20 protein-coding genes and 1 other RNA gene are annotated in these 22,165 nt (G+C 69.8%); 13 read left to right on the top strand and 8 right to left on the bottom strand.

Going from position 1 to position 22,165, the window contains the following annotated elements; genetic code table 11:
- Positions 1-9 precede the first annotated feature (9 nt).
- Both SK095_RS15985 and SK095_RS15990 read right to left on the bottom strand, forming a co-directional pair.
- Positions 10-402 (bottom strand): YcfL family protein, encoded by a 393-nt coding sequence (locus SK095_RS15985; protein WP_136491234.1) that lies wholly within the window; start codon positions 400-402, stop codon positions 10-12.
- Positions 403-411: 9 nt separating this feature from the next.
- On the bottom strand, positions 412-1,779 hold the full coding sequence (locus tag SK095_RS15990) for a COG3014 family protein (RefSeq protein ID WP_201486706.1): 1,368 nt from the start codon (positions 1,777-1,779) through the stop codon (positions 412-414).
- A gap of 229 nt (positions 1,780-2,008) precedes the next feature.
- On the opposite strand from SK095_RS15990, the gene SK095_RS15995 reads away from it, so the two are divergent.
- Positions 2,009-2,461 carry a YaiI/YqxD family protein gene (locus SK095_RS15995; protein WP_136491244.1) on the top strand — a complete coding sequence of 151 codons (453 nt, stop codon included), beginning with the start codon at positions 2,009-2,011 and terminating at the stop codon, positions 2,459-2,461.
- 58 nt (positions 2,462-2,519) lie between these two features.
- On the opposite strand, the gene elbB is transcribed toward SK095_RS15995, so the two are convergent.
- Positions 2,520-3,173 (bottom strand): isoprenoid biosynthesis glyoxalase ElbB, encoded by a 654-nt coding sequence (gene elbB / locus SK095_RS16000; protein ID WP_320546834.1) that lies wholly within the window; start codon positions 3,171-3,173, stop codon positions 2,520-2,522.
- A 250-nt stretch (positions 3,174-3,423) separates the two neighbouring features.
- On the opposite strand from elbB, the gene hemB reads away from it, so the two are divergent.
- A complete protein-coding gene (gene hemB, locus SK095_RS16005; RefSeq protein WP_136491237.1) occupies positions 3,424-4,434 on the top strand; it encodes a porphobilinogen synthase in 1,011 nt (336 codons plus the stop codon).
- 20 nt (positions 4,435-4,454) lie between these two features.
- Entirely contained in the window at positions 4,455-6,671 is a 2,217-nt protein-coding gene (gene ppk1 / locus SK095_RS16010; protein ID WP_136491238.1) for a polyphosphate kinase 1, read from the top strand.
- A gap of 67 nt (positions 6,672-6,738) precedes the next feature.
- Here the strand turns inward: ppk1 and ppx are convergent, their stop codons facing one another.
- On the bottom strand, positions 6,739-8,241 hold the full coding sequence (ppx, locus tag SK095_RS16015; protein WP_320546835.1) for an exopolyphosphatase: 1,503 nt from the start codon (positions 8,239-8,241) through the stop codon (positions 6,739-6,741).
- Between the two features lie 211 nt (positions 8,242-8,452).
- Here ppx and trxA point away from each other — a divergent pair, with 211 nt between their 5' ends.
- The 4 genes from trxA to SK095_RS16035 all read left to right on the top strand — a co-directional run bounded on the left by trxA (position 8,453) and on the right by SK095_RS16035 (position 12,925).
- Positions 8,453-8,779: a thioredoxin TrxA gene (trxA, locus tag SK095_RS16020; protein ID WP_136491240.1), complete on the top strand. Its 327-nt coding sequence runs from the start codon at positions 8,453-8,455 to the stop codon at positions 8,777-8,779.
- Between the two features lie 232 nt (positions 8,780-9,011).
- Positions 9,012-10,271, top strand: coding sequence for a transcription termination factor Rho (gene rho, locus SK095_RS16025; RefSeq protein ID WP_136491241.1), 1,260 nt, complete (start codon positions 9,012-9,014; stop codon positions 10,269-10,271).
- 112 nt (positions 10,272-10,383) lie between these two features.
- Entirely contained in the window at positions 10,384-11,850 is a 1,467-nt protein-coding gene (gene ubiD / locus SK095_RS16030; protein WP_201486703.1) for a 4-hydroxy-3-polyprenylbenzoate decarboxylase, read from the top strand.
- A 94-nt stretch (positions 11,851-11,944) separates the two neighbouring features.
- On the top strand, positions 11,945-12,925 hold the full coding sequence (locus SK095_RS16035; RefSeq protein WP_201486702.1) for a CDP-6-deoxy-delta-3,4-glucoseen reductase: 981 nt from the start codon (positions 11,945-11,947) through the stop codon (positions 12,923-12,925).
- Between the two features lie 327 nt (positions 12,926-13,252).
- Here the strand turns inward: SK095_RS16035 and SK095_RS16040 are convergent, their stop codons facing one another.
- From SK095_RS16040 to SK095_RS16055, 4 genes are all read right to left on the bottom strand, one after another.
- Complete coding sequence (locus tag SK095_RS16040) at positions 13,253-13,909, bottom strand: 5-formyltetrahydrofolate cyclo-ligase (RefSeq protein WP_201486701.1); 657 nt, start codon at positions 13,907-13,909, stop codon at positions 13,253-13,255.
- 112 nt (positions 13,910-14,021) lie between these two features.
- A non-coding RNA gene (gene ssrS, locus SK095_RS16045) (6S RNA) lies at positions 14,022-14,199 on the bottom strand.
- A 31-nt stretch (positions 14,200-14,230) separates the two neighbouring features.
- Entirely contained in the window at positions 14,231-14,551 is a 321-nt protein-coding gene (locus SK095_RS16050) for a cell division protein ZapA (RefSeq protein ID WP_320546836.1), read from the bottom strand.
- On the bottom strand, positions 14,548-14,757 hold the full coding sequence (locus tag SK095_RS16055) for a TIGR02449 family protein (protein WP_136490382.1): 210 nt from the start codon (positions 14,755-14,757) through the stop codon (positions 14,548-14,550). The genes SK095_RS16050 and SK095_RS16055 overlap by 4 nt, the downstream gene beginning before the upstream one ends.
- A gap of 147 nt (positions 14,758-14,904) precedes the next feature.
- Between SK095_RS16055 and SK095_RS16060 the strand changes: the two genes are divergently transcribed.
- The 6 genes from SK095_RS16060 to SK095_RS16085 all read left to right on the top strand — a co-directional run bounded on the left by SK095_RS16060 (position 14,905) and on the right by SK095_RS16085 (position 22,154).
- Positions 14,905-15,468 (top strand): UPF0149 family protein, encoded by a 564-nt coding sequence (locus tag SK095_RS16060; RefSeq protein ID WP_320546837.1) that lies wholly within the window; start codon positions 14,905-14,907, stop codon positions 15,466-15,468.
- A 19-nt stretch (positions 15,469-15,487) separates the two neighbouring features.
- On the top strand, positions 15,488-16,822 hold the full coding sequence (gene pepP, locus SK095_RS16065; RefSeq protein ID WP_320546838.1) for a Xaa-Pro aminopeptidase: 1,335 nt from the start codon (positions 15,488-15,490) through the stop codon (positions 16,820-16,822).
- Between the two features lies 1 nt (position 16,823).
- A complete protein-coding gene (gene ubiH, locus SK095_RS16070; RefSeq protein WP_320546839.1) occupies positions 16,824-18,020 on the top strand; it encodes a 2-octaprenyl-6-methoxyphenyl hydroxylase in 1,197 nt (398 codons plus the stop codon).
- Positions 18,021-18,069: 49 nt separating this feature from the next.
- On the top strand, positions 18,070-19,320 hold the full coding sequence (locus SK095_RS16075; RefSeq protein ID WP_320546840.1) for a 2-octaprenyl-3-methyl-6-methoxy-1,4-benzoquinol hydroxylase: 1,251 nt from the start codon (positions 18,070-18,072) through the stop codon (positions 19,318-19,320).
- Between the two features lie 76 nt (positions 19,321-19,396).
- Positions 19,397-20,398, top strand: a complete 1,002-nt coding sequence (locus SK095_RS16080) for an extracellular solute-binding protein (protein ID WP_136490387.1) — start codon at positions 19,397-19,399, stop codon at positions 20,396-20,398.
- Positions 20,399-20,537: 139 nt separating this feature from the next.
- Positions 20,538-22,154, top strand: coding sequence for an ABC transporter permease (locus SK095_RS16085; RefSeq protein ID WP_136490388.1), 1,617 nt, complete (start codon positions 20,538-20,540; stop codon positions 22,152-22,154).
- Positions 22,155-22,165: the final 11 nt, after the last annotated feature.

The raw sequence follows: 22,165 nt of genomic DNA on the forward strand, positions 1-22,165 counted from the left end.
GACTCTCTCTTAGCGGAACAGGTTGACGGAGTTTTCCGGGGTCTGGACTTCCAGGCGGAAGTCGGTGGCCTGCGGCACCGGGGCGATGGCCGGGAGGTAGCTGACCTGCTTGCCGTACAGGGTCAGGCTCTTCCAGGCTTCCTCGCCGGCGACCGGGAAGCCGTCGTCGCCCAGCCAGGCGAAGCGGTAGTACATGCCCTTGTTCTTGTGGCTGTCGTTGCGCAGCTCGACCTTGACGGTGAGGAAGCCGTTCTCGCGGGCGACGCGCATGGCGCCGACCTCGATGTGCTCCATGCTGCCCAGCGACACCACCTTGCTGGCCGCGCTGCCCGGTGCCGGCGGCGGCGTGGCGCAGCCGGCCAGCAGGGCCAGGCCGAGGGCGGCGAAAATGTTGCGTTTCATGGGGGCTCCTTAGCGGGCGGCGGTCTGCATGGGGCTGGCGGGGGTGGCGGTGCCGGCGCTGAACAGCTGGTTGCCGACGCTGCGCAGGGTGATGACCTGGTAGTCGCGCTCGACCTTGACGTGTAGCGGGTGGCCGTCAAGGTTCAGCTCGTGCTCGCCCTTCTTCAGGCGCAGGCGGGCGATGCGTGTGCGGTCCGGCAGGGTGCGCCAGGTGCGCTCGTCGGCGCCTTCGGTGATGGCCGAGGCCAGGCCCACGGCCAGGCCGGCCAGCGGATTGACCTCGTTGAGCTGCTTCTGCGCGACGCTGCGGCTGATGGCGCGCACGCTGGTGCGCAGGATGATGCCGGGCATGTCGTCGCGCAGGGCGCGGCGCGACATGGCCGAGGTGCTGTTCAGCTCGGTCAGGTCGACCGTCCGGCCGGCGACGACCAGGCTGGCGGGAGCCGGGGTCGAGTTGTCCTCGCGGATCACCGGGAAGGACAGCGGGGTGATGATCAGGCCGTTGGGGGTCGGGATCGGCAGGGGGATGCGTACCGAGTCGCGGCTCGGTGCCAGGCCGCTCTGCACCACCAGCAGCACCTCGCTCTCGTCGGCCTTGCGGCGGGCGCTGGCGTCGAGGTCGAGCAGCGCCTGCTCCAGCAGCGGGGTGTTCGGGCGCAGTTCGAGGGCCTTGCGGTAGCCGGGCGCCGCCAGCCCGCGCTCGCCGAGCGCCTCGTAGACGAAGCCGGACAGGTAGTGGCTGAAGGCGCTCTGGTAGCTGTTCTTCAGGCCGAGCACTTCCGGAGCGTCGAGGGTTTCCACCGGATAGCCCTGCAGATCCTTGAACTCGGCGGTGATGCCTTTCTCCTTGGCCTCCTCCTCGCGCTTGAGGTATTCCTTGTCGCGGAGCTCGGCGATCAGCGCCTCGCGCTCGTGGGTCTTCTTGATCTCGGTGCGGGCGCCGTCGAAGTCGCCGAGGGCCAGGTGGCTGAGGGCCATCTGGGTGGTCAGCATGACCTTCTCGTAGTCGTAGCCCTCGTAGCGGCGCACCTTGTCGTTGACCAGCAGGCTGCCGACCGTGCCGAGATGCTTGCCCGGATCGGCCTTGAGCGAGTCCTCCCACTCGACGATGGTGCGGTCGGCGCTGCGCCAGGCTTCCTGGCTGCCGGCGAGGTCGCCCTGGGCGCGCAGCAGTTCGCCCTTCTCGAAGTAGTAGAGGAGGTCCTTGTCGGCGGAGCTGTTGTTCTTCTCCAGCAGGGCCAGGGCGGCGGGCACGTCGCCGCTCGACAGGTGCTGGCTGGTCTGGGTGAGTTCGCTTTGGTAGCTGCGGAAGGCCGAGCAGCCGGCCAGCGGCAGGGTGGCGCAGAGGGCGAGCGCCAGAAGGGTACGGGATGCCATCGGGGGATCTCTCGTCCATGAATCGAAAGCCCGGCCTCGTGGCGAGGCCGGGTGTGGTCACCACATGGCATGCGCTTTGGGCTTCCGTGCCATCTCCGCCGCGGCGGGGCCTGATTCCTCGTGAGGGTCAAGGCGGCGGCGGGAACTTTAACAAAGATCGGTTGTCATGCCCATCGCCGGCCCCGGCCCGGTGGCATACTGCCGTCTTTTGCCGGGGGAGCAACTGGTGATGCGCGTGTGGATCGATGCCGACGCCTGCCCGCGGGCGGCGCGGGATCTGGTGGTGAAGTTCGCCCTGAAACGCAAGTTCGAGGTGGTGCTGGTGGCCGGCCAGGCGCAGGTCAAGCCGGCGTTCGCCTGCGTGCGGCTGATCGTGGTGCCGAGCGGGCCGGATGCCGCCGACGACTACCTGGTCGAGCACGCCGTGCCCGGCGAGCTGGTGATCTGCTCGGACGTGCCGCTGGCCGACCGCCTGGTGAAGAAGGGCGTGGCGGCGCTGGACCCGCGCGGCCGCGAGTTCGACGAGCGCAACATGGGCGAGCGCCTGGCGGTGCGCAACCTGTTCACCGACCTGCGCGAGCAGGGCCAGGTCGGCGGCGGCCAGGCGGCCTACGGCGAGAAGGACCGCCAGGCCTTCGCCAACGCGCTGGACCGCCTGCTCAACGCCCTGGCGCGGCTGTAGGGGCGAATCGATTCGCCTTGGCGCCGTTGGCGGCGAATGAATTCGCCCCTGCCGGTGATCAGGCCAGCTCGAGCACCCGGTCGACCAGCTTGTTGATGCCGCTGGCGGCCTCGGCCAGCGACCTGGCCAGCATGTAGGCCGGAGTGGTGACCAGCTTGCGTGCCTCGTCCACCACGATGTCCTCCACCGGGCAGTCGGCGTGCTCGGCGCCCATGTCGGCCAGCTTGGCCGCGGTGTCCGGGTCATGGCCGATGGTGCAGTGCACGCCGGCGCCGTAGATGCGCGCGGCCATCGCCGGGGCGATGCAGATCAGGCCGACTGGCTTGTGCGCCTCGGCGAAGCCGCGGGCGGCGGCCAGCACGTCCGGCCGCACGCTGCAGCTGGCGCCCTTGAAGGCGAAGTCGGACAGGTTCTTCGCCGCGCCGAAGCCGCCGGGGATCACCAGGGCGTCGAAGTCGGCGGCCTTCAGCTCGCGCACGTCGCGCACCTGGCCGCGGGCGATGCGCGCCGATTCCACCAGCACGTTGCGGCTCTCGGCCATTTCCTGGCCGGTCAGGTGGTTGACCACGTGGTGCTGGGCCATGTCCGGGGCGAAGCACTGCACCTGGGCGCCGCGCTGGCTGAGGCGCAGCAGGGCGATCACGCTCTCGTGGATCTCGGCACCGTCGTAGACGCCGCAGCCGGACAGGATCACGGCAACCTTCTTGCTCATTCTGGGCACTCCTTGGGGGATGTCGGACGGACCTGCGCGCGGTGGCCGGCGCAGGCGATGGCATTGCCATCATCCTAGCCGCAAGCGGGGCTCTGCGGCCATGCGTCAGTGGCCGAGGAGGGCGGTGGCGGGCTATGGTAGGCGTCGGAGCGACTGCGGCAGCGCCTCGTGCTGCGGCCAGGCTGTCGCATTTCCGTCACAATTGCTTCATAGACTGTCTAGCGTGCCCGTTTCGGGCCTGGAGTGCGCCGTGAGCTTTACCCCCGCCAATCGCCTGTTCCCCGCCACCCGCCTGCGCCGCAACCGTCGCGACGAGTTCTCCCGCCGCCTGGTGCGCGAGAACGTGCTGACCGTCGACGACCTGATCCTGCCGGTGTTCGTGCTGGAGGGCGAGAACCGCCGCGAGCAGGTCGAGTCGATGCCGGGGGTGGAGCGCCTGTCCATCGACCTGCTGCTCGAGGAAGCCGCCGAGCTGGTGGCCCTCGGCATTCCGGCGCTGGCGCTGTTCCCGGTGACTCCGCTGGAGAAGAAGTCGCTGCTCGCCGAGGAGGCGTGGAACCCGGACGGCCTGGCCCAGCGCGCCACCCGCGCGCTGCGCGCGCGCTTCCCCGAGCTCGGCGTGATCACCGACGTGGCCCTCGACCCGTTCACCACCCACGGCCAGGACGGCATCCTCGACGACGCCGGCTACGTGCAGAACGACGTGACCATCGATGCGCTGGTCAGGCAGGCGCTGTCCCACGCCGAGGCCGGCGCCCAGGTGGTGGCGCCCTCGGACATGATGGACGGGCGCATCCAGGCGATCCGCGAGGCGCTGGAGGTGGCCGGCCACGGCAACGTGCGCATCATGGCCTACTCGGCCAAGTACGCCAGCGCCTACTACGGCCCGTTCCGCGACGCGGTCGGCTCGGCCGGCAACCTAAAGGGCGGCAACAAGTTCACCTACCAGATGGACCCGGCCAACGGCGACGAGGCCCTGCACGAGGTGGCCCTCGACCTGGCCGAAGGCGCCGACATGGTGATGGTCAAGCCGGGCATGCCCTACCTCGACATCGTGCGTCGGGTGAAGGACGAATTCCGCGCGCCGACCTTTGTCTATCAGGTCAGCGGCGAGTACGCCATGCACATGGCGGCGATCCAGAACGGCTGGCTTTCCGAGGCGGTGATCCTCGAGTCTTTGGTAGCGTTCAAGCGCGCCGGGGCCGATGGCATCCTCACCTACTTCGCCAAGCGTGCGGCACAACAGTTGAAGCAGGGCTGACGTCCCTGCGGGAAGATGCAATGAACACTCAAGGACTCATCGATAGCGAATTGCCGGAAGCCGTGGCGGCTTCCGTTCCGCCGGCCGTCGAGGCCGAGCCTGCGCCAGAGCCGGAAGCCGTGGTCGCCGAGGTCGCGACCACCGCGGAGTCGGTCGCGGCGGTACCCGGCCTCGACGACAGCAGCCTGTACATCCACCGCGAGCTGTCGCAGCTGCAGTTCAACATCCGCGTGCTGGAGCAGGCGCTCGACGAGTCCGTGCCGCTGCTCGAGCGGCTGAAGTTCCTGCTGATCTTCTCCAGCAACCTCGACGAGTTCTTCGAGATCCGCGTCGCCGGGCTGAAGAAGCAGGTCGCCTTCGCCCGCGAGCTGGCCGGCGCCGACGGCCTGCAGCCGCACCAGGTGCTGGCGCGGATTTCCGAGCTGGTCCACGAGCAGGTCGAGCGCCAGTACGCGATCCTCAACGACGTGCTGCTGCCGGCGCTGGAGCAGCACCAGATCCGCTTCATCCGCCGGCGCAACTGGACGCTGAAGATCAAGAACTGGGTGCGCAAGTATTTCCGCGAGGAGATCGCGCCGATCATGACGCCGATCGGCCTCGACCCGACCCACCCGTTCCCGCTGCTGGTCAACAAGAGCCTGAACTTCATCGTCGAGCTGGAGGGCATCGACGCCTTCGGCCGCGATTCGGGCCTGGCCATCCTGCCGGCGCCGCGCCTGCTGCCGCGGGTGATCCGCGTGCCGGAGGAGGTGGGCGGCCCCGGCGACAACTTCGTGTTCCTCTCCTCGATGATCCACGCCCACGCCGACGACCTGTTCCACGGCATGAGCGTCAAGGGCTGCTACCAGTTCCGCCTGACCCGCAACGCCGACCTGTCGGTGGACGCCGAGGACGTCGAGGACCTGGCCCGCGCGCTGCGCGGCGAGCTGTACTCGCGGCGCTTCGGCGACGCGGTGCGCCTGGAGGTGGCGGACAACTGTCCCGAGCACCTCACCAGCTACCTGCTCAAGCAGTTCGGTCTGGCCGAGAGCGAGCTGTACCGGGTCAACGGCCCGGTCAACCTGACCCGGCTGTTCTCCATCACCGGCCTGGAAAGCCAGCGGGCGCTGCAGTTCACGCCGCTGACCCCGGTGATTCCCCGGCTGCTGCAGAGCAGCGAGAAGCTGTTCAACGTGGTCGGCAAGCAGGACGTGCTGCTCTACCACCCGTTCGAGTCGTTCACTCCGGTGGTCGACCTGCTGCGCCAGGCGGCCAAGGACCCCAATGTGCTGGCGATCAAGCAGACCCTGTACCGCTCCGGGGCCAACTCGGAGATCGTCGACGCGCTGGTCGACGCGGCGCGCAGCGGCAAGGAAGTCACCGCGGTGATCGAGCTGCGCGCGCGCTTCGACGAGGAGTCCAACCTGGCCCTGGCCAGCCGCCTGCAGCAGGCCGGCGCGGTGGTGATCTACGGCGTGGTCGGCTTCAAGACCCACGCCAAGATGATGCTGATCCTGCGTCGCGAGAACGGCGAGCTGGTGCGCTACGCCCACCTCGGCACCGGCAACTACCACGCCGGCAACGCCCGCCTGTACACCGACTACAGCCTGCTGACTTCGGACGACGCGCTCTGCGAGGACGTCTCCAAGCTGTTCAACCAGTTGATCGGCATGGGCAAGACCCTGCGCATGAAGAAGCTGCTGCATGCGCCCTTCACCCTGAAGAAGACCCTGCTCGACATGATCGCGCGGGAGACCCAGCACGCCAGCGAGGGCAAGTCGGCGCACATCATCATCAAGGTCAACGCCCTGACCGACCCGAAGATGATCAAGGCGCTGTACAAGGCCAGCCAGACCGGGGTGAGGGTCGACCTGATCGTGCGCGGCATGTGCTGCCTGCGCCCGGGCATCCCCGGGGTATCGCACAACATCCACGTGCGCTCGATCATCGGCCGCTTCCTCGAGCACAGCCGCGCCTACTACTTCCAGAACGACGGCGACGAGCAGCTGTACCTGGCCAGCGCCGACTGGATGGAGCGCAACCTCGACAAGCGCGTCGAGACCTGCTTCCCGCTGGAGGGCAAGAAGCTGATCGGCCGGGTCAAGCGGGAGCTGGAGGCCTACCTGGCCGACAACACCCAGGCCTGGGTGCTGCAGAGCGACGGCCGCTATGTGCACCTGCAGCCGACCGGCAACCAGAACCCGCGCAACGCCCAGGCGCTGATGGTGGAGAAGCTGAGCGGCCCGCTGGCGCGCTGAGGCGATCCGCGCGGCAAACGAAAGGGGCGACTCCTCGCGGGGTCGCCCCTTTCGTCTTGCGCCCTGTTCAGCGCCCGCTGAGCTTGTAGCCCACCCGCGCCAGCCACTGCGCTTCGGCCTCGATGTCGGCCTGGGTCAGCGGGTTGGCGGCCAGCCAGCCGGCCGGGAACACCGCCTCCAGGCTGCGCGGGCCGGCGTGGAAGGTCACCTCGGGCATTTCCTGGGTACCGCGGATGTGGTGGAACAGGATGGCGAAGCGCAGCACGATGCACAGGCGCACCAGGCGCTCGCCTTCCTCGCCGAACTCGGCGAAGCGCTCCACCGGGATGTTGCGGCGGTGGCCGCGCACCAGCAGGCCCAGCATCTCCTGGTCGAGGCGCGAGAAGCCGGGCAGGTCGGCGTGCTCGAGGATGTAGGCGCCGTGCTTGTGGTAGTGGTAGTGGGCGATGTCCAGGCCGATCTCGTGGACCTTGGCACCCCAGCTGAGCAGCTCGCGGTGCCAGTCGTCGTTGAGCCCCCAGGGCTCGGCGACCTGGGCGAGGATCGACAGCGCCTTGGCCTCCACCCGCGCGGCCTGGTCGAGGTCGACGTGGCAGCGCTCCATCAGCGCCGACAGGGTGCGCTCGCGCACGTCCTCGTGGCTCTGCCGGCCGATCATGTCGTACAGCACGCCCTCGCGCAGGGCGCCCTCGGCATGGATCATCGACTGGATCTCGAGGGCGTCGAAGGTCGCCTCGAGGATCGCCAGGCCCGCCGGCAGGATCGGCTGGCGGTCCGGCTTGACCCCGTCGATGGCCAGCTCGGCGAGGCTGTCGGACTTGAGGATCTTGCGCTTCAGCCAGGCCAGGCCCTGCGGGGTGATCTCGCCGTTGGTCTGCCCGCCGGCCTGCAGCGCCAGGCTGATGGCGCGGATGGTGCCGGAGGAGCCGACCGCCTCGTTCCAGCCGAGCCGGCGCAGCGCCTGCTCGAAGCCCATCAGCTCCAGGCGCGCCGCGGTGTAGGCCTGGGCATAGCGCGCCAGGCTGAGCTTGCCGTCGCCGAAGAAGCGCTTGCTGTAGCTGACGCAGCCCATCTGCTGGCTCTCGCGCAGCAGCGACTCGAAGCGCTCGCCGATGATGAACTCGGTGCTGCCGCCGCCGATGTCGATCACCAGGCGCTTGCCCTCGGCCACCGGCAGGCTGTGCGACACGCCGAGGTGGATCAGGCGTGCTTCCTCGCGGCCGGAGATCACCTCCACCTGGTGGCCGAGCAGCTCCTCGGCGCGGCGGATGAACACCGCGCGGTTGCGCGCCTCGCGCAGGGCGTTGGTGGCGACGATGCGCACCGCGCCCTGCGGCAGGCCCTGGATCAGCTGGGCGAAGCGGCGCAGGCAGTCGAGGCCGCGGCCCATCGCCGCCTCGTCGAGGTTGCGCTGCTCGTCGAGGCCGGCGGCCAGCTGCACCTTCTCGCCCAGACGCTCGAGCAGGCGGATTTCGCCCTGGTCGACCCGCGCCAGCACCATGTGGATGCTGTTGGAGCCGATGTCGATGGCGGCGATCAGGGGGAAGGCGTGGGCAGGGGTGTGCGGCATGATCGGGACTTCTCGCGGCAAAACGGCAGAATCCTGCCATGATAGAGCAATCCCGTCCGGCGCAGGTGACAGCGGTCAACGGCTCCGGTCCGGCCATAGGCACCGCCTGCGCGTGTCATAGCCAATGGCAATCGCCGCCGCCTTTCGGTTGCCGGCGAGTGGGGCTATCATGGCGCGACTTTTTCGCATCCGATTATCACGGAGAACCCCCATGAGCGAATTCATCACCAACGTTACCGACGCCAGCTTCGAGCAGGACGTGCTCAAGGCCGACGGCCCGGTGCTGGTCGACTACTGGGCCGAGTGGTGTGGTCCGTGCAAGATGATTGCCCCGGTGCTGGACGAGATTGCCAAGGACTACCAGGGCAAGCTCACCGTGTGCAAGCTGAACATCGACGAGAACCAGGACACCCCGGCCAAGTTCGGCGTACGCGGCATCCCGACCCTGATGCTGTTCAAGAACGGCAATGTCGAGGCGACCAAGGTCGGCGCCCTGTCCAAGTCGCAGCTGGCGGCCTTCCTCGACAGCAACATCTGACCCGGATGTTCGAAAAACCCCGTTGCGCGACGGGGTTTTTTCTGCTTGCGTGCTAGACTCTGCCACGAATGCAGTGATAAATTCGGCTAGCAGTCGCGATCAGACTGCCTCCCGCATGCCGTAGCCGCCGCCCTCTCACCCCGAATTCTCGCAGTGAAGCTGCCGTATTCACGCGGCGCGGCTCCCGAAGCTCGAAGCTTTCCTTCTTTCTCGCCAACCTGCACCTCATCCTATGAACCTGACCGAACTCAAGCAAAAGCCGATTCCCGAACTGCTGGAAATGGCCGACCAGATGGGCCTGGAGAACATGGCCCGGTCGCGCAAGCAGGACATCATCTTCGCCCTGCTGAAGAAGCACGCGAAAAGCGGCGAGGAGATCTCCGGTGACGGCGTGCTGGAGATCCTGCAGGACGGCTTCGGATTCCTGCGCAGCGCGGACTCCTCCTACCTGGCCGGCCCGGACGACATCTACGTCTCGCCCAGCCAGATCCGCCGCTTCAACCTGCGCACCGGCGACACCATCGTCGGCAAGATCCGTCCGCCCAAGGAAGGCGAGCGCTACTTCGCGCTGCTCAAGGTCGACACCATCAACTTCGACCGCCCGGAGAACGCCAAGAACAAGGTCCTGTTCGAGAACCTGACCCCGCTGTTCGCCAACAAGCGCCTGAAGATGGAGGCCGGCAACGGCTCCAAGGAAGACCTCACCGGCCGGGTGATCGACCTCTGCGCACCGATCGGCAAGGGCCAGCGCGGCCTGATCGTCGCCCCGCCGAAGGCGGGCAAGACCATCATGCTGCAGAACATCGCCGCCAACATCACCCGCAACAACCCCGAGTGCTACCTGATCGTCCTGCTGATCGACGAGCGCCCGGAGGAAGTGACCGAGATGCAGCGCACCGTGCGCGGCGAAGTGGTCGCCTCCACCTTCGACGAGCCGCCGGCCCGTCACGTGCAGGTCGCCGAGATGGTCATCGAGAAGGCCAAGCGCCTGGTCGAGCACAAGAAGGACGTGGTCATCCTGCTCGACTCCATCACCCGCCTGGCGCGCGCCTACAACACCGTGATCCCCAGCTCCGGCAAGGTGCTCACCGGTGGTGTCGACGCCCACGCCCTGGAGAAGCCCAAGCGCTTCTTCGGCGCGGCGCGCAACATCGAGGAGGGCGGCAGCCTGACGATCCTCGCCACCGCGCTGGTGGAGACCGGCTCGAAGATGGACGAGGTGATCTACGAGGAGTTCAAGGGCACCGGCAACCTGGAGCTGCAGCTCGATCGCAAGATCGCCGAGAAGCGCGTGTTCCCGGCGATCAACATCAACCGCTCGGGCACCCGCCGCGAGGAGCTGCTCACTGGCGACGAGGAGCTGCAGCGCATCTGGATCCTGCGCAAGATCCTCCACCCGATGGACGAGATCGCCGCCATCGAGTTCCTCCTCGACCGTCTGAAGGACACCAAGACCAACGAGGAATTCTTCCAGTCGATGAAGCGCAAGTAAGCGCACCTCCCTGGAGTATCCACAACGGCCGGCCATCCCGGCCGTTGTCGTTTCCGGGCAATGCCGTTCGGCGCTAGACTGGCCGCCTTCCGAATCTTCCCGAGGCTCAAGCATGCAGTACCGCGACCTGCGCGAGTTCATCCGTGGGCTGGAGGCGCAAGGCGAACTCAAGCGCATCCGGGTGCCCGTCTCGCCCGTGCTGGAAATGACCGAAATCTGCGACCGCACCCTGCGCAAGGGCGGCCCGGCGCTGCTGTTCGAGCAGCCCACTGGCTTTTCCATGCCGGTGCTCGGCAACCTGTTCGGCACGCCCAGGCGGGTGGCGCTGGGCATGGGCGCCGAGGCGGTCCCCGAGCTGCGCGAGATCGGCAAGCTGCTGGCCTTCCTCAAGGAGCCGGAGCCGCCCAAGGGGCTCAGGGACGCCTGGAACAAGCTGCCGATCTTCAAGAAGGTCATCAGCATGGCGCCCAAGGTTCTCAAGGATGCGCCCTGCCAGGAGGTGGTGCTCGAAGGCGACGACGTCGACCTGTCGCGCATCCCGGTGCAGCACTGCTGGCCGGGCGACGCCGCGCCGCTGATCACCTGGGGCCTGACCATCACCCGCGGGCCCAACAAGGAGCGCCAGAACCTCGGCATCTACCGCCAGCAGGTGATCGGCCGCAACAAGGTGATCATGCGCTGGCTGAGCCACCGCGGCGGCGCGCTGGACTACCGCGAGTGGTGCCAGAAGCATCCGGGCCAGCCCTACCCGGTGTGCGTGGCGCTGGGCGCCGATCCGGCGACCATCCTCGGCGCGGTCACCCCGGTGCCGGACACCCTCTCCGAGTACGCCTTCGCCGGGCTGTTGCGCGGTTCGCGCACCGAGCTGGTCAAGGCCATCGGTTCGGACCTGCAGGTGCCGGCCTACGCCGAGATCGTGCTGGAGGGGCATATCCATCCCGGCGAGATGGCCGACGAAGGTCCCTACGGCGACCACACCGGCTACTACAACGAGGTCGACCGCTTCCCGGTGTTCACCGTCGAGCGCATCACCCACCGCAAGGACCCGATCTACCACAGCACCTACACCGGCCGCCCGCCGGACGAGCCGGCGATCCTCGGCGTGGCCCTCAACGAGGTGTTCGTGCCGATCCTGCAGAAGCAGTTCCCGGAGATCGTCGACTTCTACCTGCCGCCGGAAGGCTGCTCGTACCGCATGGCGGTGGTGACCATCAGGAAGCAGTATCCCGGCCACGCCAAGCGCGTCATGCTCGGCGTGTGGTCGTTCCTGCGCCAGTTCATGTACACCAAGTTCGTCATCGTCACCGACGACGACATCGACGCCCGCGACTGGAACGACGTGATCTGGGCGATCACCACGCGCATGGACCCTTCGCGCGATACCGTGCTGATCGACAACACGCCGATCGACTACCTGGACTTCGCCTCGCCGGTGTCCGGGCTGGGCTCGAAGATGGGCCTGGACGCCACCCACAAGTGGCCCGGCGAGACCGACCGTGAGTGGGGACGGGCGATCGAGCGCGATCCGGCGACGGTGGCGCGGGTCGACGAGCTGTGGAGCCAGCTCGGCATCGACTGAGGTGTAGGGTGCGCCATGCGCACCATCGGATTGCGCCGGCGGTAGTGGTGCGCATGGCGCACCCTACCCAGTACCTTGGCAACGGGAGTCATCCATGCGCATCACCCTGCAACCCTCCGGCCTGAGCCTCGAACTGCAACCCGGCGAGCGTATTCTCGACGGCGCGCGGCGCCTGGGCTTCGACTGCCCGCAGAGCTGCCGCAACGGCAACTGCCACGTGTGTGCCGCGCTGCTGGTGGAAGGGCGGGTGCGCCAGCAGGGCGCCGAGCTGGACCACGGCGAGCTGTTCACCTGCATCGCCGAGCCGCTGACCGACTGCGTGCTGCACTGGGACGGCGTGCTGGCCCCCGGCGAGCTGCCGCGGCGCCGGCTGGCCTGCCAGCTGGCGGCCTGCGAGGCGCTCGGCGGCGACGTGTTCCGCCTGCGCCTGCGCGCCCCGGCCGGCAAGCCGCCGCGCTACCACGCCGGCCAGTACCTGCTGCTCGAGCGCGCCGGGGGGCGCCCGGCGGCCTTCTCCATCGCCTCGGCGCCGCACGCCGGGCGCGAACTGGAGCTGCACATCCTCGCCCGCGACGAGGCGACCCGCGCGCTGCTCGACGAGATCCGCGCGAACGGTCTGGCCCGCGTGCAGCTGCCGTTCGGCGACTGCCACCTGGCCGAGTTGCCCGCGGGTCCCTTGCTGCTGCTCGCCGCCGGCACGGGCCTGGCGCAGATGCACAGCCTGATCGAGCACTGCCGCGCCAGCGGCTTCGCCCATCCGGTGCATTTGTACTGGGGCGTGCGCCGCCCGCAGGACTTCTACCGCCTGCCGGTGTGGGAGGAGTGGCGGAGCCTGCCCAACCTGTTCCTCCACCCGGTGGTCAGCGACCCGCAGCCGGACGACGGCTGGAGCGGGCGCTGCGGCCTGCTGCACCAGGCGGTGCGCGCCGATTTCGCCGACCTGCGCGGCCTGCATGTGTACGCCAGCGGCTCGCCGGCGATGGTCTACGCCACGCTGGATGCGCTGGTTGAGGCCGGCATGGACGCGCACCAGATGCGCGCCGACGTGTTCGCCTACGCGCCGCGTCCGGCCTGAATCGCGGCGGCCGGGAGCGCGGCGGAGTCGAGCCGACCACCGGTTGCATGGACAAATTGCATGGTGCCCGCGCTTGCCGGAGAATGCGCGCGGTCCGACTCCGGACCCGTTCGCCAGTCGCGGCGAATCGCACTTCTGCTTGCCTGCGAGGGAGAGGCATCCGAGATGCAACTGCGCAAGAAACCTGACCTGCTGTGGGTGCTGGTCTGCCTGTTCGGCCTGGGGGTGGTGACCACCAGCTACGCGCAGAGCCTGTGGTGGCCGTGAGTCGGCTGCCGCCCCGCGATATCCCTTCCCGCCTCCGCTGAACCTGCGCGGCGCCCGCGCTCAGCGCTGGCGCCGCGGCTGGCCGGCGAGCGCCTCTTCCAGTTCCTCGCGCCGGCAGCCGGCGTGCCAGCCACGGTCGGTCACGGTGGCGTGCAGCGGCACGTCCCAGCTTTCCAGCGGCAGGCGGTCGACCTGCTGGCAGGCGTGCGCCAGGCCGAGCAGCACCGGCTTCTGCCAGTTGTGGTGGCGCAGGCGGTAGGCCAGGGCGCGGTCGTAGAATCCGCCACCCATGCCCAGGCGGCCGCCGCCGCCGTCGAAGCCCACCAGCGGCAGCAGCAGCAGGTCCAGCGCCCAGGGCTTGCGCTGGCGCGCCGGGCAGGGCTGCGGCTCGGGGATGCGGAAGCGGTTGCGGCGCAGCGTCTCGCCGGCCTCCAGGCGCTGGAACACCATGTGCGTGCGCGGCCAGTGCGCCAGCAGCGGCAGGTAGACCTGCTTGCCGCGGCGCTGCGCCTCGCGCCGCAGGTGCACGGGGTCGATCTCGCCGTCGTTGGGCAGGTACAGGGCGATGTGGCGGGCGCGGCGGAACAGCGGGTGCTGGGCCAGCTGGCGGTACAGGTCGCGGGCGGCCTGGCGCTGCTCGGCCGGGCTGAGGGCGCGGCGCCTGGCGCGCAGCAGGCGGCGCAGGGCGGGACGGGAGTGCTGGTCGGCGTGGATCATCGCGGAAGCTGGCGGATACGGACCGCCCGGGACGGGCGGTCGGTGGACGGGCAGCGGCAGTGCAGGCGGCGGTCGCCGCAGGCCGTGCGCAGGCGACGGCCGAAGGTAGGCATGACTCCCCGAAGTGCCGCTGTCGGATTAGCCCTTGAACCCGAAAGTTCAAGGTGGAGGTTGCAGGAAGCGTTAAGGCTTTCCGTCAGGCGGACATGCACACCGGCTTCCAGACGCAACCCCCGGGTTGTGTGAATCGGCTCAGGGACATTACCGACTGGCCAACACACCAGGGAGCTGGAGGTGAGTTTACCGCAAACTTCCGGCTTGTCATCCCCGTTGTTGCTCCAGCGGTCGCTCCTGCAGGGCGCGGTCGACCTTGTCGAGCAGCTCGCGCACCCGCTCGCGGGTGTCGCCGGCGGCCGGCTGCGCCGGCGCGGCGCCGCGCTGCAGCAGCTCGTGGGCGATGTTCAGCGCGGCGAGCACGGCGATGCGGTCGGCGCCGATCACCTTGCCGCTGTTGCGGATCTCGCGCATCTTGCCGTCCACGTAGCGCGCGGCGCTTTCCAGGTTGGCGCGCTGCTGCGGCGGACAGCCGATGGGGTAGTCCTTGTCGAGGATCTGTACGGTGACGGTCTGCGGCTGGGTCATGAGTCCTGCTCCAGGGCTTTTAGGCGCGAAATCATCGATTCGACCGTGTGCCGGGCCAGTTCGTTCTGCTCGATCAGGCGTGCGCGCTCGCTGCGCCACTGCTGTTCGCTGGCCCGCAGTTGGTGGTTTTCCAGGCTCAGCTGCTCGACCAGGTGGATCAGCTGATCGATCTTCGCCGCCAGGGCGTTGAGGTCGGCGTCTTCCATGGGCTCTTGCTCGAGGCGCGGAATGATCGTCTGACTATACAACACAACCAGCGCGGTCGCCGGCCGCTGCCGATGGTCTTGGCCGGCGCGCCGGTGCTAGCATTGGCCGACGATTCCCGTCCTTTCGCCCGGTGCCGACTGCCTGCCATGTCCCTGCCTGCCTCCGCCTATTCCGCCTTCGCCGCCCTGCTTTCCGGTTCCGGCCAGTCCATCTCTCCCGCCGAGCTGCACGGCCTGCTGCTCGGGCGCACCTGCGCCGGCGCCGGCTTCGACCCGGACCTGTGGCTGGCCGCCGCCGCCGAGCTGCTCGACGCCGCCCCCGACGAGCGCCTGCGCCAGGCCCTGCTCGGCCTGCAGGCGATGGTCAAGAGCGAGCTGGAGGGCGGCGAGCTGTCGCTGGTGTTGCTGCTGCCGGCCGACGAGGCGCCGCTGGCCGAGCGCGCCGCGGCGCTGGGCCAGTGGTGCCAGGGCTTCCTCGCCGGCTTCGGCCTCACCGCCCGCGAGGGCAAGCTGTCCGCCGAGGCCGGCGAGGTGCTCCAGGACCTGGCCGCCATCGCCCGCATCGAGGAGTCGCTGGAGGAGTCCGAGGACGCCGAGAACGACTACATGGAGGTGATGGAGTACCTGCGCGTCGCGCCCCTGCTGCTGCTCAGCGAGTGCGGCGGCCTGCCGGTGAAGCCCGCCGACGACGCCAAACCTTCCCTGCACTGATCCGCCAAGGAGGCGCGCCATGACCCGCATCGCCCAGTCCGAGTACGCCCGCCGCCGCCAGGCGCTGATGCAGCAGATGGTGCCGGGCAGCATCGCCATCCTGCCCGCCGCGCCGGTGCACGTGCGCAACCGCGACGTCGAGTACGACTACCGCCAGGACAGCGACTTCCAGTACCTGACCGGCTTCCCCGAGCCGGAGGCGGTGCTGGCGCTGATCCCCGGGCGCGAGCACGGCGAGTACGTGCTGTTCTGCCGCGAGCGCAATCCCGAGCGCGAGCTGTGGGACGGCCTGCGCGCCGGCCAGGAGGGCGCGGTGCGCGACTACGGCGCCGACGACGCCTTCCCCATCGACGACATCGACGACATCCTCCCCGGGCTGATCGAGGGCCGCTCGCGGGTCTACTACGCCCTCGGCGCCAACCCCGAGTTCGACCGCCAGTTGGTCGGCTGGATCAACGCGATCCGCAGCAAGGTCCGCCAGGGCGCCACCCCGCCCAGCGAGTTCGGCGCCCTCGACCACCTGCTGCACGACATGCGCCTGTTCAAGTCGCCGGCCGAGATCGAGGTGATGAAGGCCGCCGCGGCGATCTCCGCGCGCGCCCACGTGCGCGCCATGCAGGCCAGCCGCGCCGGGCTGTCCGAGTACCACCTGGAGGCCGAGCTGGACTACGAGTTCCGCAAGGGCGGGGCGAGGCTGCCGGCCTACGGCTCGATCGTCGCCAGCGGCCGCAACGCCTGCATCCTCCACTACCGCGAGAACGACGCGCCGCTGCGCGACGGCGACCTGGTGCTGATCGACGCCGGCTGCGAGATCGACTGCTACGCCAGCGATATCACCCGCACCTTCCCGGTCAGCGGGCGCTTCTCGCCCGAGCAGAAGGCCATCTACGAGCTGGTGCTCGCCGCCCAGGCCGCCGCCTTCGCCGAGATCGCCCCGGGCAAGCACTGGAACCAGGCCCACGAGGCCACCGTGCGGGTGATCACCGCCGGGCTGGTGGAGCTCGGCCTGCTGGCCGGCGAGGTCGACCAGCTGATCGAGTGCGAGGCCTACAAGCCGTTCTACATGCACCGCGCCGGCCACTGGCTGGGCATGGACGTGCACGACGTCGGCGACTACAAGATCGGCGGCGTGTGGCGCGAGCTGGAGCCGGGCATGTGCCTGACCGTCGAGCCGGGCATCTACATCGCCCACGACAACCAGAGCGTCGCGGAGCGCTGGCGCGGCATCGGCGTGCGCATCGAGGACGACGTGGTGGTCACCGCCGACGGCTGCGAGATCCTCACCGCCGGCGTGCCGAAGACGGTCGCCGAGATCGAGGCGCTGATGGCTGCCGCGCGCAGCCAGGCGGCCTGAGATGGCGGCTGACGGCAAGGGCCGCATCGCCATCGTCGGCGGCGGCCTGGTCGGCGCCAGCCTGGCCCTGACCCTGTTGCAGGGCGGCGCGCGCGAGCGCGGCTGGACGATCAGCCTGATCGAGCCGCACGCCCCCGGCGACGGCTTCCAGCCCAGCTACGACGCGCGCTGCTCGGCGCTGTCGTTCGGCACCCGACTGATCTACGAGGGCCTCGGCCTGTGGCCGGCCATCGCCGGGCGCGCCGAGCCGATCACCCGCATCCACGTCTCCGAGCGCGGCCGCTTCGGCGCCACCCGCCTGGCGGCAGACGAGGAGGGCGTGCCGGCGCTCGGCTACGTGGTGGAGAACGCCTGGCTCGGCCACTGCCTGTGGCAGGCGCTGCATGGCGAGGCCGGCATCGACTGGCGCTGCCCGGCGCGGGTGAGCGCCGCCCAGGCGCGCACCAGCGGCTACCGGCTGACCCTCGACGACGGCAGCCCGCTGGACTGCGAGCTGCTGGTGCTGGCCGACGGCGGCCGTTCGGACCTGCGCCGGCAGCTGGGCATCCACGTGCGCCGCACGCCCTACGGGCAGACCGCGCTGATCGCCAACGTCACCCCCGGCGAGCCGCATCGCGGCGAGGCCTTCGAGCGCTTCACCAGCGACGGGCCGATGGCCCTGCTGCCGCTGGCCGACGACCGCTGCGCGCTGGTCTGGACCCGCCCCGACGCCGATGCCGCGCGCCTCGCCGCGCTCGACGAGCGCGCCTTCCTCGCCGAGCTGCAGCGGGCCTTCGGCTACCGCCTCGGCGCCCTGCGCAGGGTCGGCGCGCGGCACAGCTACCCGCTGGCGCTGCTCGAGGCCGAGGAGCAGGTGCGCCGCCACCTGGTGGTGCTCGGCAACGCCGCCCACGGCCTGCACCCGATCGCCGGACAGGGCTACAACCTTTCCTTGCGCGACGTCATGGCGCTGGCCGAGACCCTGCTGCAGGATGACGCAGCGCTCGGCGAGCTGGGCGTGCTGCAGCGCTACCTGGCCGGCCAGCGCCTCGACCAGACGCTGACCGTGGGCTTTTCCGACCGGGTCACCCGGCTGTTCTCCCACCAGCGCGCCGGTCTGAGCGACGTCCGCCACCTCGGCCTGCTGGCGCTCGACCTGCTGCCGCCGGCCAAGCACTGGTTCGCCCGCCAGGCCATGGGCCTGGGCACCCGGCCCTGACACCACTTCACAGGCGCCCGCCGCTGTGGCCGGGCGCGAGGAGCACCCGATGCACGCAGACCTGATCATCGTCGGCGCCGGCATGGTCGGCAGCAGCCTGGCGCTGGCCCTGGCCGGCAGCGGCCTGCGCATCCTGCTGGTCGACGGTGGCGCGCTGGAACCGGCGCCCTTCGACCCGACCGCGCCCTTCGAGCCGCGGGTCAGCGCGCTGTCCGAGGCCAGCCGGCGCATCCTCGCCCGTCTCGGCGCCTGGGAGGGCATCCTCGCGCGGCGCGCCGCGCCCTACACGGCGATGCAGGTGTGGGACGGCTCCGGCACCGGGCAGATCCACTTCTCTGCCGCCAGCGTGCACGCCGCGGTGCTCGGCCACATCGTCGAGAACCGCGTGGTGCAGGACGCCCTGCTCGAACGGCTGCAGGACAGCGGCGTCGAGCTGCTCGCCCATGCCCGCCTCGAGCAGCTGCGCCGCTCCGGCAGCGGCTGGCTGCTGCAGCTGGCCGACGGCCGCGAGCTGCGCACGCCGCTGCTGGTCGCCGCCGATGGCGCCCATTCGGCGGTGCGCCGCCTGGCCGGCTGCGCGACCCGCGAGTGGGACTACCTGCACCAGGCCATAGTCACCAGCGTGCGTTGCGAGCAGCCGCATCAGGCCACCGCCTGGCAGCGCTTCACCGACGACGGTCCGCTGGCCTTCCTGCCGCTCGACAGGGGCGGCGACCGCCACTGGTGCTCGATCGTCTGGTCGTGCACCCCGGCCGAGGCCGAGCGGCTGATGGCGCTGGACGATGCCGCCTTCGCCCAGGCATTGGGCCGCGCCTTCGAACAGCGCCTGGGCGCCGTGCTGCAGGTCGATCCGCGCCTGTGCCTGCCGCTGCGCCAGCGCCACGCCAAGCGCTACGTCGAGCCGGGCCTGGCGCTGATCGGCGACGCCGCCCACGTCATCCACCCGCTGGCCGGGCAGGGGGTCAACCTCGGCTTCCTCGACGCCGCCACCCTCGCCGAGGTGCTGCTGCACGCCCGCGCGCGCGGCGAGCAACTGGCCGATGCGCGCGTGCTGGGGCGCTTCGAGCGCCGGCGCATGCCGCACAACCTGGCGATGATGGCGGCCATGGAGGGCTTCGAGCGCCTGTTCCAGACCGACCAGCTGCCGCTGCGCTGGCTGCGCAACGCCGGCCTGCGCCTGATGGACGGCCACCACGAGGCCAAGGGCCTGTTCGTGCGCCAGGCGCTGGGCCTGTCCGGCGACCTGCCGGCGCTGGCGCGGGCCGAGGGGCTTGATCGGGAGCAAAAAATGCGTGCCTGAAGGCATGTTGCGGGTTGTTATGGCAAATGCTAGTAACTATCATTTGCCCAACTCAACCCCCTACGAGGCGTGTTCCATGCAGGCAAACAAGAAGATCCTGGCGGCCCTGGCGCTGACCACCCTGGCCGGTACCGTGCAGGCAGCCGACGAGGTCGTGGTCTATTCGGCGCGCATCGACGAGTTGATCAAGCCGGTGTTCGACCAGTACACCGCCAAGACCGGGGTCAAGGTCAAGTTCATCACCGACAAGGAAGCGCCGCTGCTGGCGCGCCTGAAGGCCGAGGGCGAGAACACTCCGGCCGACCTGCTGATCACCGTGGATGCCGGCAACCTCTGGCAGGCCGAGCAGGAAGGCGTGCTCAAGCCGCTGCAGTCCAAGGTCATCGAGGCCAACATCCCCAGCCAGTACCGCTCCAGCACTGGCGCCTGGACCGGCCTGTCGCTGCGCGCACGGACCATCGTCTACTCCACCGAGCGGGTCAAGCCGGCCGAACTGAGCACCTACGAGGCGCTGGCCGACAAGAACTGGGAAGGCCGCCTGTGCCTGCGCTCGAGCAAGAAGGTCTACAACCAGTCGCTGACCGCCACCCTGATCGAGACCCACGGCGCCGAGAAGGCCGAGCAGATCGTCAAGGGCTGGGTCGCCAACCTGGCCACCGACCCGTTCGCCGACGACACCGCGCTGATCCAGGCCATCGACGCCGGCCAGTGCGACGTCGGCATCGTCAACACCTACTACTACGGCCGCCTGCACCAGCAGAAGCCGGACCTCAAGGCCAAGCTGTTCTGGCCGAACCAGGCCGACCGCGGCGTGCACGTCAACCTGGCCGGTGCCGGCGTGACCAAGTACGCCCCGCACGCCGAGCAGGCGCAGCAGCTGCTGGAGTGGATGACCAGCGCCGAAGCCCAGGGCGTGTTCGCCGGGGTCAACCAGGAGTACCCGGCCAACCCGCAGGTCAAGCCGTCCGCCGAGGTGGCCGCCTGGGGCGAGTTCAAGGCCGACAGCATCCCGGTGGAAGTGGCCGGCAAGCGCCAGGCCGAGGCGATCCGCCTGATGGATCGCGCCGGCTGGAACTGATTCCCGTCCGCCTTTGGTTATACTCGACGCCCCGGCCGCCCAGCCGGGGCGTTTTCGTTTGGGGATGGCGCATGGCTGTGCATGAGACTTGCATGATCCGACCCGCCCGATCCCGTGTCCTGTCTGCCAAGGAGTCTGCGTGGCCCATTCCGCCCAACGCCGCTGGTATCCGCCCGCCGCGGCCATCGCCGCCCTGGTCCTGCTGCCGCTCAGCGTCCTGCTGCTGAGCTGGGGCGAAGTGGACGGCGAGATCTGGAGTCACCTGTGGGACACCCAGATGCCGCGCCTGCTCGGCAACACCCTGAGCCTGGTGCTCGGCGTCGGCGTCGGCGTGACCCTGCTCGGCGTCAGCCTGGCCTGGCTCACCGCGCTGTGCGAGTTCCCCGGCCGCAAGTGGCTGGACTGGGCGCTGATGCTGCCCTTCGCCATTCCCGCCTACGTGCTGGCGTTCGTCTTCGTCGGCCTGCTCGACTTCGCCGGGCCGGTGCAGAGCCTGCTGCGCGAGTGGTTCGGCAGCGGCCTGCGCCTGCCCCGGGTGCGCTCCACCGGCGGGGTGATCCTGGTGCTGGTGCTGGTGTTCTATCCCTACGTCTACCTGCTGGCGCGCAACGCCTTCCTCGCCCAGGGCAAGGGCCTGATGGAGGCGGCGCGGGTGCTCGGCCTGTCGCCCTGGCAGGCGTTCTGGCGGGTGGCGCTGCCGGTGGCGCGCCCGGCGATCGGCGCCGGCCTGGCGCTGGCGCTGATGGAGACCCTGGCCGACTTCGGCGCGGTGTCGGTGTTCAACTTCGACACCTTCACCACCGCCATCTACAAGACCTGGTACGGCTTCTACAGCCTGTCCGGCGCCACCCAGCTGGCCAGCCTGCTGCTGCTGGCGGTGATGGTCCTGCTGTGGGGCGAGCGCCGCGCCCGCGGCGCCAGCCGGCCCGGCAACGAGCGTGCGCGCAGCGCGGCGCTCTACCACCTGCGCGGCGCCCGCGCCTTCGCCGCCAGCGCCTGGTGCGGCCTGGTGTTCGCCTGCGCCTTCGTCGTCCCCGTGCTGCAGTTGCTGGCCTGGTTCTGGCAGCGCGGGCGCTTCGACCTCGACGAGCGCTACGTCGGCCTGATCCTGCACACCCTCTACCTCGGCGCGCTGGCCGCGGCGATCACCGTGGCCCTGGCCCTGCTGCTGGCCTTCGCCCGCCGCCTGGCGCCGACCCGGCGCATGCAGGCGCTGGTCGGCCTGGCCAACCTCGGCTACGCGCTGCCCGGCTCGGTGCTGGCGGTGTCGATCATGCTGGCCTTCAGCTGGCTGGACCGCCACCTGGTCATCCCGCTGTCCGGCGCCCTCGGCGGCGCCGGCAAGCCGCTGCTGCTGGGCAGCCTGGCGGCGCTGCTGCTGGCCTACCTGATCCGCTTCATGGCGGTGGCCTACGGCCCGCTGGAGGGCAGCCTGGCGCGCATCCGCCCGTCGCTGCCGGAGGCCTCGCGCAGCCTGGGGGTCGGCGGCGTGCGCCTGTTCGGCCGGGTCTACCTGCCGCTCCTGGTGCCCGGCGTACTCAGCGCGGCGCTGCTGGTGTTCGTCGACGTGCTCAAGGAGATGCCGGCGACCCTGCTGATGCGTCCGTTCGGCTGGGACACCCTGGCGGTGCGGGTATTCGAGATGACCAGCGAGGGCGAGTGGGCGCGCGCCGCGCTGCCGGCGCTGACCCTGGTGCTGGTCGGCCTGCTGCCGGTGATCGGCCTGATCCGCCGCTCGGCGCGCCGCTACGGCTGAGCGCGCCGGCC

The organism is Pseudomonas sp. AN-1 (genome assembly GCF_034057115.1).
GTDB lineage: Bacteria > Pseudomonadota > Gammaproteobacteria > Pseudomonadales > Pseudomonadaceae > Geopseudomonas.